This is a genomic window from Peribacillus sp. TH14, from assembly GCF_016651145.1.
GTDB classification, from domain to species: Bacteria; Bacillota; Bacilli; order Bacillales; family DSM-1321; genus Peribacillus; species Peribacillus butanolivorans.
Genome location: NZ_JAEKEK010000003.1, coordinates 113,802 through 130,150, shown reverse-complemented (window position 1 = coordinate 130,150; position 16,349 = coordinate 113,802). Strand labels below are relative to the sequence as shown.

Annotated in this window: 10 protein-coding genes; 3 read left to right on the top strand and 7 right to left on the bottom strand. The window is 38.1% G+C overall.

Annotation, left to right across the window (positions count from 1 at the left end; genetic code table 11):
• Window positions 1-276 precede the first annotated feature (276 nt).
• From JFU50_RS30285 to JFU50_RS30275, 3 genes are read right to left on the bottom strand one after another with little or no spacing between them, the layout of a single operon-like run.
• The gene (locus JFU50_RS30285; RefSeq protein WP_201225783.1) at window positions 277-1,458 is read right to left on the bottom strand and encodes an iron-containing alcohol dehydrogenase; all 1,182 of its coding nucleotides are present in this window, start codon (window positions 1,456-1,458) and stop codon (window positions 277-279) included.
• A gap of 17 nt (window positions 1,459-1,475) precedes the next feature.
• Window positions 1,476-2,324 (bottom strand): AhlS family quorum-quenching N-acyl homoserine lactonase, encoded by an 849-nt coding sequence (gene ahlS, locus JFU50_RS30280; RefSeq protein ID WP_201225781.1) that lies wholly within the window; start codon window positions 2,322-2,324, stop codon window positions 1,476-1,478.
• Between the two features lie 13 nt (window positions 2,325-2,337).
• Window positions 2,338-3,765: an aldehyde dehydrogenase family protein gene (locus JFU50_RS30275; RefSeq protein ID WP_201225779.1), complete on the bottom strand. Its 1,428-nt coding sequence runs from the start codon at window positions 3,763-3,765 to the stop codon at window positions 2,338-2,340.
• A gap of 231 nt (window positions 3,766-3,996) precedes the next feature.
• On the opposite strand from JFU50_RS30275, the gene JFU50_RS30270 reads away from it, so the two are divergent.
• From JFU50_RS30270 to JFU50_RS30260, 3 genes are all read left to right on the top strand, one after another.
• Window positions 3,997-5,685, top strand: a complete 1,689-nt coding sequence (locus JFU50_RS30270; protein WP_274608170.1) for a sigma 54-interacting transcriptional regulator — start codon at window positions 3,997-3,999, stop codon at window positions 5,683-5,685.
• A 594-nt stretch (window positions 5,686-6,279) separates the two neighbouring features.
• Window positions 6,280-6,903 carry a hypothetical protein gene (locus JFU50_RS30265; protein ID WP_201225775.1) on the top strand — a complete coding sequence of 208 codons (624 nt, stop codon included), beginning with the start codon at window positions 6,280-6,282 and terminating at the stop codon, window positions 6,901-6,903.
• A 1,558-nt stretch (window positions 6,904-8,461) separates the two neighbouring features.
• Window positions 8,462-9,319: a collagen-like protein gene (locus JFU50_RS30260; protein ID WP_201225773.1), complete on the top strand. Its 858-nt coding sequence runs from the start codon at window positions 8,462-8,464 to the stop codon at window positions 9,317-9,319.
• Between the two features lie 1,449 nt (window positions 9,320-10,768).
• Here the strand turns inward: JFU50_RS30260 and JFU50_RS30255 are convergent.
• The 4 genes from JFU50_RS30255 to JFU50_RS30240 all read right to left on the bottom strand — a co-directional run bounded on the left by JFU50_RS30255 (window position 10,769) and on the right by JFU50_RS30240 (window position 15,908).
• Complete coding sequence (locus JFU50_RS30255) at window positions 10,769-11,452, bottom strand: MerR family transcriptional regulator (protein WP_201184424.1); 684 nt, start codon at window positions 11,450-11,452, stop codon at window positions 10,769-10,771.
• 493 nt (window positions 11,453-11,945) lie between these two features.
• Window positions 11,946-12,377, bottom strand: coding sequence for a hypothetical protein (locus tag JFU50_RS30250; RefSeq protein WP_201225771.1), 432 nt, complete (start codon window positions 12,375-12,377; stop codon window positions 11,946-11,948).
• A gap of 6 nt (window positions 12,378-12,383) precedes the next feature.
• The gene (locus tag JFU50_RS30245) at window positions 12,384-13,526 is read right to left on the bottom strand and encodes a ParM/StbA family protein (RefSeq protein ID WP_201225769.1); all 1,143 of its coding nucleotides are present in this window, start codon (window positions 13,524-13,526) and stop codon (window positions 12,384-12,386) included.
• 564 nt (window positions 13,527-14,090) lie between these two features.
• Window positions 14,091-15,908: a hypothetical protein gene (locus JFU50_RS30240; protein ID WP_201225767.1), complete on the bottom strand. Its 1,818-nt coding sequence runs from the start codon at window positions 15,906-15,908 to the stop codon at window positions 14,091-14,093.
• Between the last annotated feature and the right edge of the window lie 441 nt (window positions 15,909-16,349).

Below are 16,349 nucleotides of genomic sequence, written 5' to 3'. Positions count from 1 at the left end.
GACTTTTTATAAAAATAGAACAATGTAGATAAATATTTTAGTGTGACACGAGGCCTATAAACATGAAAAGACCGCAATATATTCGTGAAGAAGAACGTTGCTGTCTTTATGCCTCTTTGTTTCTGAAGTGAAAACCAGTCATGTTCCATGTCTACTACGTGAAATAATTCATTAACTGACGGAAACAGAACGTATGGTAAAAAGGTGCTTTTTAAATTCCTAGAAACCAAAACAACACTCAAGCTGCAGCTGGGTGTTGTTTTGGTACATCTTCAATTAATTAGGCTCTACGGCCGTCCCATCAAAAGCAGATTGATAGATTTTTCTAATATCGTCTTCTAATAAAGGTAGAGGGCTTCTAGCCAAGATTCTCGTTTGCTTCACGCCGTCTTGAGTTAGGCTCTCTACAGCTGATTCCGGTACATCAAAGCCAGCTAAAGTAGGTGGGATACCAACATCTTTCACAAGTCTCTCGAGTTCTTCTACGCATTTGTATGAAGCTTGTTCTTCAGATAAGTAGGTTGAATTTCCACCTAATGCATTCAAAATATCCGCCATCTTCTTTGTGCAGCTTTTACGAATATAGGCCATTACATAAGGTAAAAGGACCGCATTTGATTCACCGTGAGAGATATGGAATTGTCCTCCTAGTGGATAAGCTAATGCATGCACACCAGCTACTCCAGCGTTAAAGAATGCAAGACCAGCTATATAACTTCCATTACTCATATCAATCCGTGCTTGCTTGTCACTTCCGTCCTCTACTGCCTTGCGAAGGGATCGACCAATTAAGCGAATCGCTTGAAGAGCTAAACCGTCAGTCGTCGGGCTTGCGTTTACTGAAATATAGGCTTCTACTGCGTGAGTTAGTGCATCAATTCCTGTTGCTGCTGTTACTTTTGACGGAACAGATACAGTCAGCTCTGGGTCAACAATCGCAACATCTGCGAGTAGATAATCGTGTGTAACAACATCTTTTGTCGTTTCTAAGGACAGAACAGAGATATTCGTTACTTCTGAGCCTGTTCCAGACGTAGTAGGAATGAGGATTTTAGGTAATCCCCTCTTCTCTATACTTTTCGTACCAGTTAAATTTAAGTAATCAGCTGCAGATCCTTCATGGCCAGCCAAAACTGCTGCTAATTTTGCTAAATCGAGTGCACTTCCTCCACCGACACCAATAACCATTTCAAACTCACCTGTTCGAGTAAAGGCAACAAGCTTCTCTCCTGTTTCTACAGGTGGTTCAGGGATTACATCAGTGTATAAAGTGACAGAATAGCCTTGCTCTTCAAGTGGAGCTGTTATACGCTCCGCTAGACCAATCTTCGCTAGCATTGGATCTGTAACGACAAGAATTTTCTTTGGTGAATATTTCTCAACTTCAGGTAACAATTGCCTCAAAGCTCCCCACCCTGTATAAGTTAACGGAGTAAAAACTAACTTTGCAATATTCATAGATATCCCCTTCTCTCTTACTCGTAATAGCCTTCATTGGATTTACGGAATGTTTTAAATTGATTAGCATCATGCCCAAACCATACTTGGGAATTTGTTTGATTGGCTATTCTCCGTATTTTTTCAACTGCATTGGAATATCCAAGAGAATCATAGATAATACCAGGTGGCTGAATGGGCGGCCCAAAGCTTTCAGCTGTATAGATAGCGTCAGAAGCTAGAATAATCCCACCGGTTTCTGGCATATTGATTTGAAGCCCCAGCATTCCCCATGCATGTCCACTTCCGAAATTTAGGATATTAATTCCTTCTGCTAATTCAAGATTGTCTTCACTGCGTTTTACTGTTTTCCATTGAAGGTTATTTTTTATCCAGGCATCAATATCTCCCCAGATATAAGCACCCTCTTTTTCGTTTCTAGCATACGTTTGAAGCGCACCGTTTAGCTCATCTTCATGAACAATAATCGTAGCATTCGTAAATAACTCTAAGCATCCAGCATGGTCAAGATGAAGATGGGATGCTACTACGTATTTAATATCTTCGGGTCTTACCTTTAGCTCCTCTAGGCGATTATGAAGATAACATTCCTCTCCCATATCAATTGGAAACATTTGTTGAGTTGCTTTTCCCCATCTGCCTTCTGGTCCCATAGAGTTAGGGTTACAAGCAGTATCGAATAGGATTTTACCTGCCGGATGGTCAATAAGAACAGTATAGACAGGGAAGTCTACAAATTCAGTTTGTGCATTCGGATTGCTTACTGTCGCTGGATTATGCATTGCAATCATCCAGTTTTTATCCATACTCATACGACCGTTGTCCATTACATAAAGTTTCGGGTTAGGCTTAACAATATGAACCATAGTGCACTCCTCCTTAAAAAGTTGTTTTTATTGTAACGAATTTTAATTCGGTCATTTCTTCAACTGCATATTTAATACCTTCACGTCCGTAACCACTGTCTTTAATACCACCATAAGGCATATGATCCAGTCTAAATGTTGGGATATCATTAATAATGATGCCACCGGACTCTAGCCTTTTGGCAGCATTCAATGCATTCATGATATTTTGGGTATAGATGGCCACATTCAGTCCATACATGGAATCATTGACCATATTAATTGCTTCATCGAACTCATTATAGGGAACGATTGAAACAACTGGAGCAAATGTTTCTTGGCAAGAAACAGCCATATCATTTGTGACATTCAGTAAAACCGTTGGTGTGAATACGGACCCTTCACGTGTCCCACCTAGACCAATTTTAGCTCCTTGCTCAATTGCTTCCTTGACCCATGACTCGATTCGGTCCATTTCTTTACGATTAATCATTGCACTTATATCGGTTGTTTCTTCCATCGGATTACCGATTGTTAATTGTTTTGCCTGTTCTATAAAGCGCTTACTAAATGCCTCATAAATTGATTCATGAACATAAATTCTTTGCAGCGAAATACAAACTTGACCTGCAAAAGCAAATGCACCTTCTACGCATCGGGGAATAATTTTTTCCAAAGGTACGTCTGGTTCAACAATTAATCCAGAATTGGAACCTAGTTCTAACGTAACTTTTCGCAAACCTGCCTTTTCTTTAATCAGCTTGCCTACCCCTACACTTCCTGTGAACGTCACTTTTTTGACTCTTTCGTCTGTAATAAGAGCATCACTGAGTTCTCTTCCATCTCCTGTAATCACTTGAAGAGCACCGTCTGGAAGTCCGGCTTGCTGGAAGATCTCAGCAATCAAATACGCACTTAAAGGTGTTTGTTCAGCAGGCTTCAAGACAACTGTGTTTCCGGCGGCAAAGGCTGGTCCTAATTTATGGGCGACGAGATTGAAAGGGAAATTAAATGGACTAATGGCCACCACAACACCTAATGGTTCCCTCCAGGTAAACCCTAGTCGATTTTCACCACCAGGCGCGGCATCCATAGGAATGGTTTCCCCGTAAATACGTTTCGCCTCTTCTGCTGCAAATTGGTATGTAGTGATGGTCCGGTCTATCTCTCCACGTGCTGCTCGAATAGGCTTACCAGCCTCAAGTACCAAAACGTGAGCTAACTCTTCCCTTCGTTCATGAAGGATTTGAACAACCTCAAATAAAATCTCTGATCGCTTATAGGCAGGCATCTCTTTCATCGTTTCATAAGCCGCCTGTGCCCCTTCAAAAGCCTTTTTGACATCAGCTTCGTCTGCCATACTAATGTTACCTATAACATCTCCACTATATGGGGAATGAAGTGCATAGGTTCTATCTTTTGTTTCCCATTTACCATTAATGAATAAACCTTTCGTCTCCATTCAGCGCCTCCTTAAACTTTTAAAAAATTACAAAATATTTTAATGCAAGAACCGTGCCAACATCCGGAATGCTGTATTTTACAGATGTTTATTCATTGTCGAAATCTGATAATGGTGATAAAATTCACCACAATAGAGGCGGTTGTAGTAGCAATAGGCTTTTAAAGGTGGTGAAATAATTCACCAGATGGTGATTATATTCACCATGCTTGGAAGGAGGCTGATGTTCCCCTGAACAAAGATATTTTAGAAAGCATTTTCTCATCCATGTCAAATGGGGTCATTCTTGTGGACCATAATGAAAAAGTTCTGTTAATGAATGCTTCGGCACAAAAGTTATTAAATTATGATCATCAAGACTACATCGGTAAAGATGTTCGCGAGTTTGAACCTAATCTACAAATCTCTCACTTTCTTCAAAGTGGTGAAAGTACAATTGGAGTGAACATGACCATTGCAGGGTTACATTGTATGGTTAACCAGACCCCCTTATATCAGGGTGACAAGTTGATTGGAGCTGTATGTGTTATTCAAGATATATCTCAAATGGAACAGTATCGCTCCCTCTTAAGTCAAATGGAAAAAATCATCGAATTTTCCACAGACGGCCTTTATGTCGTTGATAAAGAAGGATTGACACTCATTGTCAATTCAGCCTACGAGGAAATGTCAGGGTTCCAAAGGGAAGAGCTCATAGGTCATAGAATGAGCGATTTAGTGAAACAAGGTCATTTTGACCAATCCGTCTCTCTCCTTGTCTTACGGGAAAAAAAGCGGATATCGATTCTTCAACAAATTGGTCAACATAAAGATGTCATGGTAACAGGAAATCCCGTTTTCGATGAGGAAGGCAACATTCATATGGTCGTCACAAGTGTCAGAGACATTACTCAGTTAAATGACCTGACAAATGAGTTAAAAAAGGCAAAAAGTTTTTTAGAAATGAGCCCAAATCGTTACACCTTTTCCTCCGACGGAACGGATGAAAAGGTAATATTTCAAAGTAGTCAAATGAGGGAAATAATCGAGAAAGTAAAACAAATTGCTTCGTTCCCAACAAGTGTTTTACTTTCTGGCCCTTCAGGAGCTGGAAAAGAGGTTATTGCCAATTTAGTTCACCAATTAAGTGATCGAAAAGATAAGCCGTTTATTAAAGTAAATTGCGGGGCTATCCCTGAACAGCTATTAGAGTCTGAACTATTCGGATATGAAAAAGGAGCGTTTACCGGGGCGAGGCAGGAAGGTAAAGTCGGCCTCCTTGAGCTTGCAGACAAAGGAACAGTTTTGCTGGATGAAGTGGGCGAACTGCCCTTTTCCTTGCAAGTCAAATTACTTCGTGTCCTACAAGAGAAAAGAATTCAAAGACTCGGTGGAAGCAAAGTAAAGCAATTAGACATTAGAATTATTTCGGCAACTAATAGGAATCTACAAGAATTAGTGAGAAAAGGCGAATTTCGTGAAGATTTGTATTATCGACTACAAGTTATTGAATTATCTATTCCTCCATTAAGTCAGCGACCAGAAGATGTTGAAATCTTACTTGATCACTTCTTTGCATATTTTTGTAAATTATATAATGTCGAAAAGCATGTATCATCTGAAACAAAACATATTTTACAAAGCTATCATTGGCCAGGGAATGTGAGAGAATTACGGAATTTAGTTGAGAGTATGATTGTTTCAGTCCCATCGTTTACGATTGAGCCCGTGGATCTCCCCCCACATTTCAGCATTCATAGCTACTCAGAATCAGCTCATACCTTAAAACTAAGAATGGAACAGTTTGAAAAAAGAATGATTATCGAAGCTCTACAAAAGAAACCTTCGATAAGAAAAGCAGCTGAATATTTAGGTGTCGATCACTCAACCCTTGTGAAAAAAATTAAGAAGTGGAATATGACGATTCCTCCTAGAGCTTGATCTCCTTTCATACCATTGACTGGGATAATATTTAAAACTATAAACTTATGATATTTCTTTTATAGAATGTAGGATTATTTCATAATCCTACATTCTATAAAAAATCAGAGTTTAGATGCCTTCCCCTATACCAAGGTAGGCAACTTTTGAATAATAAGAGAAAAGGAAATCAATAATGGGGATAATTAATGAAAATATATTAGGGATATGAAATTATATCTTATACCATAAACCTTGATAGAATATATTATTAGGATAGCCTATAAATCTAGGACACCCTGGCATTGTCCTAGATTTATAGGCCATTTATCTCCGAAAAAAGTAATATGACTTTGGATAAATGAGATTATTTTTTCTTATTCCCTTTTTTCAACGGCAAATGATAGATGTTTGCATTATCAATCATTTTTTTTGCCAACGCAGCTGCGTCCTCTTTTTTCATAGACGGTTCTCCTCCCGATTGTCTTTTTATTCATCTTGGACAGGCTTTTCAAAAGTTATACATGCTTCCCCAGTCACTCTCATATAAATAGAATTAGCCGGGGACTAAATGACAGTGTCCTAACTATAAAATGAGATTTGGAGGGAAAAAGGATGTTAAAAGAAAAGTTGAGATCCACCCGATCGGATAAAAAACGAGATGTCAGGCCAACAATTCCGGTTACGCTAAAGGAATGCATCTACCGGATTTCCTATATCACGAATACACCGGTTAAGGATGTGTGTGTGGATATTTGCGAGGCGGGTGTCGTTTCGAAGAAGGTCATGGAGCATATGTCCGTCTATTTCCGTCGCCAGATTTGGTTGGATCAAACGTTATATAGAGGAGACTTAGCTAATGCCTCAATCAAGAGTGAAATTCCAGCCGGACAGAAGGAACGAATCACCATGCGGTTTTCCCAACGATCTTTTGAGAACATTAGGACCCTAGGCTACGCGTTGGATGTCACACCGACGACGGCTGTTGCCTTGCTGCTGGACGCCAGTGTGAAAAACTCGGATTTCATCAATGAGTATGTCCGGATTTTTTTAAGCAAACACGTGGATGAAGGTAGAATGAGGGAGCTGAAACAGGTCATGACATTCATCAATAAGAACAATCCATATGAGGAACAGATATCCTGGAGCACGATTACCTCGTTCATAGTGGATGAAATGAAAATCGGGACCAGCAATTTATCGCAATCAATCAATGGGTGGCTGGATAAACTGAAATAGCAGTACGTTTACGTACTGCTAGACTCTTCGTCAGACCATCAAACAGATACTGGGACTAAAAGAAAAACAACACAAGATTCTCCTGGTGAAGGCAAAACGCAAAAAAAATCTCGACATGTATATCGCGAATTGCTTCCAGGGTCTATGACTATGCTTAAAAAGTATAGACCCCTATTTATTCCAGTCGTCCAGGAAGAGAGAACAACCCCTTACCCCTACTTAGGCCTATCGGCAGTTAATTAAGCTGCAGAGAGTGCTGGCGTCGAACATGCCGGCAACTATACTTTACGAAAAACGTTTGGTTATTGGTTTTACAAGGCCACGAAGGATATCGGCATACTGAAGAAAAAAACCACAACTATTGTTCATTTTATTGTTTTTACACACTTGATTTGGATAAGGAATAAATAAACAGCAAAGACTAAGGCTTTTAAATCCCCTTAAGAGCCACTTTTAGCGTCCTTACTTTTCGACTCATTGAAAAAATACTCAAAAAAATTCAAACAAATGAGATAGCCCATTAAATTGGTTTAACAATGGATTTTTAACACCTCTCTAAAAAAAGAATAAGAAAACGACCCTTTTATTCACTGTCCAACCATCTCCCCATTTCCTTCAGAAAAACCGGATCAACTATACCCACCAAAATTAACAGCCTCCAATAAATAAAACACGCAGCCTCATCTAACCACGTTAATTACCTCATCTCTCCCAATTCCTTACCTTTACTACACTTTTCCTCCCCACTCTCTCTTACTTACTAATTCTTGCCCAGCCCGTTTACTCCATTTATACATATAACCTACTCTCTACTCCAACAAAATGTGAGTCCCACATAAGCCCACCCTGAATGTTGTAAGTCACACGTCATCCCATTTATAGTGAAATGTTGATATCGTTAAAACATAGGTTTTGCCTAGATATCACCCTCGGTGATATCAGTTTTTCCTTATCCTCTTCCTTTCTTTATTCATTCTTTCCAGAATTTCACAGCCTTTTTATTAGAAGTATAGACGGTGACGTGTTTTTGTTTTGCTGAAGCTCTTGATGCTGTTTTTCAACCGATTTAACTGCTTATTAACTTCAAGAAAATTAGCTTTTTCTATCTTCACTCCTCTTTTCATCTTGACTTAAATTAAAAACACAATTTAATAAATCCTCACATGTTGATTTATTAAACCGTTTCAAAATGGAAACCTATTAATAGAATACACGTATCCAACATGCGATGATCGACAGCTCATCCCTTATATAAACAGGGCGCAATTTTACATAGAATAAAATCTGCGTTTTTTGAACCAAAGAAGTTGGTTGATTTGCTAAAGCAAAGTTGTATAAAACGGACAAATCTCTTGGCAATTTACACTTTTATTTTTACAAAAGGTACTTACAACAGCGCACATCTTATGAATTGATATAAAAAAGGGAATATCCTTTTCGACTTGAAGAAGAATTGGTGGAAAACAAACTTTTTCATTAAGAGTTTTCTATGGGTGTCCAATCTAGTATAAAACCAGATTCATATAATATCTCAGAGTTTATAAAGGGGGGAATTAATTTGGCTAAGGATAAAAAATGTAAGGATTGCGGACATAGTAAATGTAAATGCAATCATAAAAAATGTAAGGATTGCGGACATAGTAAATGTAAATGCAATCATAAAAAATGTAAGGATTGCGGACATAGTAAATGTAAATGCAATCATAAAAAATGTAAGGATTGCGGACATAGTAAATGTAAATGCAATCATAAAAAATGTAAGGATTGTGGACATAGTAAATGTAAATGCGAATCTAAACAAGAACAAAAGGCAGAGCAAAACGTTAAAGTGATTGTAAACGTACCTGCTCAAGCACCTCAAGGTCCTCAAGGTGTTCAAGGACCTCAAGGTGTTCAAGGAGCTCAAGGACTTCAAGGTGCTCAAGGATCTCAAGGTGCTCAAGGAGTCCAAGGTGCTCAAGGACCTCAAGGAGCTCAAGGAGCTCAAGGTGCTCAAGGACCCGGCGTAACCCCTGCATTTGGGTCATTATATTCAAGTGATGATGATGGTAAATTAGCTAAAGAAGAAGTTGCTATGGATTTTGACTTCCCTGGTCCAGTTTTAAATGTGCTAGCAAATCCAGCAACAGATTCAGTAATTATACTGATCGGTGGAGTATATGAAATAAGCGCAGACGTGTTAATATCAACTTTTGAGGGAGTAGTACAATTTGATATTAGAAGTAATAATGTAATTATGCCCGGTTCGCGATTTACAATATTCGGCAACGATATCTTCAATACTATCATCACAACCGGAAAAACGTTCCAAGTTCCTTTAGTTATAGGCGATAGCATAACAGTAGTTCCGTCGTTTGTATCCGGTTCTGTTTTTTATTTCTCCGCATCACTTACTGTAAATCGTATAGGGCCTTAAGGTCATGGCAAGGCTCCCGTTTTTCATTTCGACTGTGCTTGAATCCCGTTACTGCCAGCTTTTTTATGTAACAATCCTTTATGCTATGTTATTAGTTGAAACGGCTGCCAACTTTAAACATTTACAAGGACTTTTCTATTAATTTTTTGATTTTTAATCAAATTCCCTTTGTGATTCACGCTTTGTCAAACATCAGCCCACTATAGGGACATAAAAGGGATATTGAACAATAGCCAATGATCTCATCAAATATCTTCTTTTTTATGCTAAGTAGGTGTCCTATGTCAGTAAACTTTTAAAAAATACGAGTCCCCATAAGCCCACCCTATCAATGTTGTATGTCCCACGTCAGCCCATTTATAGTGAAACAGTGATATCAGTATTTCCTTATACTTTTATTCCTTTCTTTATTCATTCTTTCCAGGACTACATAGCCTTTTTATCAGAGGTATAGACGGTGACTTGTGTTTGGTTTGCTGTTTTTCAACCCGATTTAACAGCCTATTAACTTCCAAGAAAATCAGCTTTTTCTTTCTTCATATCTTCCCCCTTTTTCATTTTGCTTAAAGTAAAACACAATTTATCCTCTACATGTTGATTTATTAACCCGTTTCAAAATGGAAACCTATAATAGATTGACATATCCAACATGCCAAGATCGACAACTCATCCCTTATAAATAACAGGGCACAATTATACATAGATTAAAATACGTTTTTCAAACCAATGAAGTTGGTTGATTTGCTAAAGAAAAGTTGTAATAAAAAGGGCCAATACCTCGGCAATTTACACCCTTAGTTTATCCTGACTGAATCGATGATTGAAAAAATTTAAACACCGAGAAAGCCGTTTAAATCGTTCTAACTTTATAAAATCGTTCAAAGACCATCTTAAACACGCAAAAAAATATGTACTGGTGTCCTCTTAAAAATATCAATTATTAAAAGTTAGTAGAATGAAATGAGCTCCCTTTACGTTGAGGCTGTTCTTTTTTGATAATTATTTGTGATAATATGTAACATTTGATTTTGCTTCTGTAAATTGTAATAACCTTTCTAAACATAATAAAATTGCTGTGTAGCCCAGAGACAAGTAAGCCTAATAAACCCGTGTTGAGCCCGCAATTCCTTGATTTAATAAGGGCCATAATCTAACCTCAAAATCAACTTCACTTAACAAAAAAGTCATCTATTAGGAAGTTAGATTCCTGATAGATGACTTTTGAAAAGTTTATTTGATTTTAAAGATAGAAATCCATAGTATACCAAGAGAGTTTCATATTAAATGCAAGAATCATCGAATGTTTTATCTGATAAAAAAGATATAGTGTCTGAAAGTGAGTACTATCATTAATACGTACTATTAATTGTATATAATTATCCCTTCAATGTCCCCTCATTCTTTCAATATAGGGATTAAAGTATTCAATCTTTAATGTCCTTCCATCCTTTACTTGTCTAGTTCCATTTCTTTTTTTAACCGGTCTACGAAATTCTCATTGATATAATCTCGGACAAATTTGTCCTTTTTCTCCAAATCGATGTCTTTTCTGAAAAATCCAATTCGCTTCAGGCGCTGATCGTCAGGTAACCTGGTCCAAGCCTGGTTCGCTTCTTCTTCCAATGAGCTTTCAATTTTCCTTTGAATCACCATGGCTTGAAAGCTTTGATTCTTTTTTTCTTCTGTTGACGGTGGCTTGGGTAGGCTTGTGATTAATTGTTTATATTGATTTTTCAGCTCTTCAATTTGGCTGGCAGCCAACTCTTCATACGTTCTTCTAACTTCCTCGGATATCTGCTTTTTTATGCTCTCTATATCGTCTACATGTGGTGCAGGTTTGTCCTCTTTTACGGGAAACGGGCGTAATTCAAAGTGATTGGGGAGATCTCTTGATATGGCGGAAAGCGCCCATTTCTCCCCCCTTCTTTTTTTGATGAATATTGCTATTTTCAAATCCAAATCATCGTATATCTTCTCTTTCGTTTCCATCGTTCGATTGATGTAATGAATGCTGCTCTTTTCCAAACGTTTAAACCAGCCATCAACCGTATTGATATGTACATGTTGATTATCGAATACTTTGTTCAGCTCTTCTACAAAATCGCTTATTCTCCAATGCCTATTTTCTTTCATGTATTAACCCTCCCCTATTTTTAGGTGCAATGGTTTATGTATTTCTATAAAAAATCGCAATTTGTGTTCCATATGTGTTTCGTGGAGTACATATTGTGTACAACATGTACATAAATGTTAGAGAACAATCTATATATGGTCCACTAATATCTTCATCATACTCTCTATTTTAATATAAAGAATAAAGAAGTTAAAACAAAATGAGTTGAATAAAATGATTCGTGTATTCTAAACTAAAACTTTTCACTCTAATTGTGGACTACATACTATATATAGACCACAAAAAGTGAGTGGATTATCGGTTTGTGTAGACTATTTATGGAGTGTTGACCATAAGTGGTGCATAAAAATAGCGTTGTTATTAGTATTAGACATCCCGTCCTGTTATTCCTCTATATTAGTGGGAGGGTTGGGCGGGACCTAGTATATTGTTTGGGATTTTCTGTAAAGGAATTTGAATGTGACTTTAAAAACCCCCATCTATGGATGGGGGTTAATCGTCTTCTTCGTCGAAATTCAAGAATGTTTTCTGAGCAAAGCTCTGAATCATGGCATTGGTCTTGAAAACAGGCTTTTTTTCCTCCACTGGTTCTGTAAGAAGTTGCTGATCGAAATCTAGTGGGGTAGTAGGCTTTGTCACTACCTGATAAAGAAGTTGACTGATCAATGCCTTCGTATTGGGGTGCTTCACCCATTCTTTTTGATCGGCAGTTAAACCCTCGGGTAGGGTAATGGAGATTTGCGCATTATCTGCATTACCCAGGGCTTTTTGCGAAACGGCCTCAACAAAAATAGGAGCAATTTCGCTGCTGAATTTCCGGCCCAATTCATTCTTCTTTTGGGTTAGATAGTCTACAACATGTAAAGGGGTATCAGGTGGCAAGCGAAAAGAGACCGTTTTTCCAGGTTCAAAGCGTTCAGTCATGGAAAATCACTCTTTGATTAGGGCTTGTTTTTGTGTGGAAATCCCTTTACTTTGCAAATACATCAACAATATCTTGAAATATGCACGGGTAATCATCCAAATGCTATCATCTTCAGATACAAAGCGAAGAGGGTAGTTCTTTTCAGATTGATTCAATTCAGATAGGTAGGGCTTCAATACAAGCGAACCACCGCCAATTTGATAAGCAAGTCGGATATCTGGGACATTCCGCCACATATCTTTGATCAATTTATATTCCTCTTTTGCAAGAACGGATAGTTCCTCATCGATGATGTCCTTGATGGAAACCCGATTTCCATTTACCCAGATATGATATTGTTCTTCAGGTTGCTCATTTGTAATGATTTCGACCAGGGTCCGACGGCTTTTAATCGTGTATTTGAATTTGGTATACACTTTGCGAATGATGTTATCAAGATAGGTAGAAACACCTTTCTTGATACCGTTACTGTATTCGTTATCAACCTCTGCTTCAGCTGAAATGATAGCAGAATCTGTAGAAAGGCCACCGATATCATTGATTAAGAGGGTTTTTCCTATCAAATCCTCATTTTTGGTGGATCCATCATTGTTTGTTGTTAAATCAACGAATGCCGCAAAACCTTCCGTGTTGACCAGCACTTGTTCAAATTTAATCCGGACGATTTTACCTTCCAAAGATGGTGTTTTCAGGAATTTTATCTCATGCTGTGAACTTTTCAGTTTCTTTCTGAATTCTTTAGCTTTGCCTTGTTTAGTTTCGTCCAGGGGCAGGCCGGTAGATAAATAATAAGAAGCCTCGATCACGCCATCTTCTTCTGTGAACTGCCCGACAGCATCATAGGCAAGGGATGTTAATAGCATGATAACGGGCTGATCGCTATCAGCTTTATCTTGGTCTGGAGTCAATTCATCGTTATTAGGATATTTGGATGCCAATTTTCCTACCGCAAAACTGCCATTTTTATTTTTCAAAGCAGAAGAAGTGATTTCTACATGCAAGGCATTCAAAGGGTTCTTTTCCATTTCTACGATTTCTCGGTCTTGTACATTTGCAATAACATTCGGTATGTAAAGGCGGGTTTCAAGGTCTCCCAAAAATCCTTTAACTGCATCATTACCTATATCGATTGATACGAATCTAGCCATATTAGTAAGATTCCTCCTTGGTATTTTTGGATTTTTATTCTACATCCCTTGCAATTGTATGCAATTTGCATACAAAAGTCAATAGTGCATGCAAATTGCATACACTTATCGTTTAATTAATTCTAATAAAGAAGACGTCTTAAGATTAGGTGGGAAATGTAGTTTTATTTTCAATCATGCTGCTCAAAACGAAGAGGGTTTAAGGAACTGGTATTTTCTTGGCTATTAGGGATAAATAATAGTCCATGTCTTGTTGAGTTAGATTTTGCTCGACAAATGGGACAGTATAATTGAAACAGGAAATAAGGGAATGATGGAGAATTTAATTTAACAATCTTCTAATAGAGCAGATTTAATGATTATTAAAAGAACAATAATCCGTGGTGTTCTTTTTCGCCAACGGACCATCGTTTTACCAACGGTTCTAGAATTATTTATGAAAGGGGAGTTACTTCAAAGTAGTAAAGCTCATTTTTTGTGTGCTGTTGATTTTAAAAGGCCACATATTTAGTGGCCTTTTTTTATTCTGAATTTGTCAAACTTGTTCAATGTGTAAAAATCATATTATATTTTTTTTTTCTCTTTTAGCCATCCGAGCATCTTTTCGTCATTTTTATTATTCTGGCGTTTGTTTTCTCTCCTGAGATACCGTGAGAGGGTAGTATGGGCAATGCCAATTTCCTCTGCCGTTTTCCTAATGCTCATGTTCAGAGAATCCATAGTCTCTATCATCGTTTCCGGAGACAAGCTGATTTCCATGTCCATTCCAAAATTGAATGACTGTTGGATGTCTATAGAAGGTGTTGCTGAAGGCATATCCAAGATCAATCCTGAATCATTGGAAACAGCTGATTCAACTTGAGCCAATTCTAAGTTCTTGGAAAGAGAATAAGGGTTTTCTTGATCGATAAGGTTCATTCTTTCAAGGATTTCTTCATTGACAAGCCGGTTGGAGTTGATCATCAGTTTTTTTTGATTTTCTCTTACGACCATCTCTGTCGGTAAAATGATAACATTGACCTTTGACCAGTAATTGTTCACCCATCCTTTTTTTCCAACCCGTTCTTCGTCAATCTCTTCGCTATAGGTCCAGCTCTCAATCACGCTGTCCGCCTTCAATTGATCCAAGACGTTTTCGAATTTATCCCTGATTTGTACCCCGTTATACCTGGGTGAGAAATCCATCACTTTCAATAGTGTGGACACTTTAAAGGGCTGCTGCAGAGTCCTTTTAAGGGTCCTGATTTTCCACTGGAGGTTCAAGTATCGGGTTAATCGTTTATGTTCCCTTTGAGTAAAATGGCTGTATTGGAATACTTTCAGATCCAATACTCCAAGTGATTGGTTTGGTCCATCCAGGTAGGGGGTCAAGATAGGAGAGGGTTTCACTTGCACCGCATAAATCCCTTTTGGCTCGCCCGTCTTTTTATCATAGGCAACTCGCATCTTTCCAATCTCGAACATCCTTTGAAAGTCCTTGAATTCATACAGTTCATTGTCCTGGATATCTTGTGTCTGGACTACTTTTACCTGTTCATCGCCAAGAGATACCCATATGCTTGAAAGGGCAGCCACCCGTTTCATGATATTGAAGCGATCCTCTTCACGAAAATCAATTTCTCTACCATGTGCAGACCGTTTCTTTAAATTTCGAAGGCGGAGGGCATCATTACTATGAAATTCGATATATCCGTCCGGACTCTTGGGTGTCACCATCCATAAGTATGTAATTAAATCAAAGAGGTCGGCTGTCATTTCATCTAAGGAATTGATGGTGGATTCAATCAGCTCTAGCCACATTTCCTGTTGATCGGAGGTGATCTCGGTTGTTTGTAATTCATGGGGACGGAGTTCAGCCAATCCTCTGAACTTTCCTCTGTTGTCGATTATCTCGGTTGCCAAAAGACCAGTCTCCCCTTCTTTGAAGTCCTTTTTCTTCGTTACGATGTCTCTCATTAAATGAAAATCCATATCCATGCTGGAATAAATGTAATCCCGGTGGAGGGCTTCATCAATTTTTTCTTCGTTTACGCTACGCTTAATTTCATCCGTAGGAAATTCATTGATAAAGTGCCCGGCTAAAATGACCTTTATGGTGTCTTTATAGGCGTTCACTGCTTTTTTTATCATGTTTTTGCTGATAGGTTGTTCAAAGTATAACGTCTGGGTGAACAAGGAGTAGAGGGCGCGAAAACTCAATCCCATTGTATAGCCAGGAGCCTGTTTCCTCACTTCTTCCTCAGTCATATGGTAGGCTTCCTGTTTCCATTTCTCCAGAATATAACGCCGGTCATCAAATAAGGCCTTATTTTCTTCGTATATTGATATTTTTAAAAGTTCATAGTTTAAAATCAGAGAATCAGGTATGTTTTCATACTTCATCGATAACATCCTTTCTAGTACATGCAAGGCATTCTATAAAACTAGTAAACGTGGTGCATTCTATTAGATTCATGCAATAATGCACCACTCTTTTGCTATTATAGCAAGGATTTATGGTTTATCGTAATCAAAATGCACCAATTAGTACACAGAGACCGCAGTTTTTTTAGAAAAAGCACCAATACAGTTCAAAATAGAGCAATCATACTGGTATGTTCAATAAATATATGTAGAGTGAATGCACCAATTCATCTCGTGTTATATATCCGTAAAATCATCTGCGTAACAAATTGAATGAAAGGTGTATGGAACGATGTGCACCAAACGCACCGTTTTTTTGATTCTGAGCGGAACCTGCCTATATAAACCAATCTTAAATGCACCATTTGTAACACATGAATGGAACGTTGAGCGGAACCTGTATACTAGATCAATCCATTG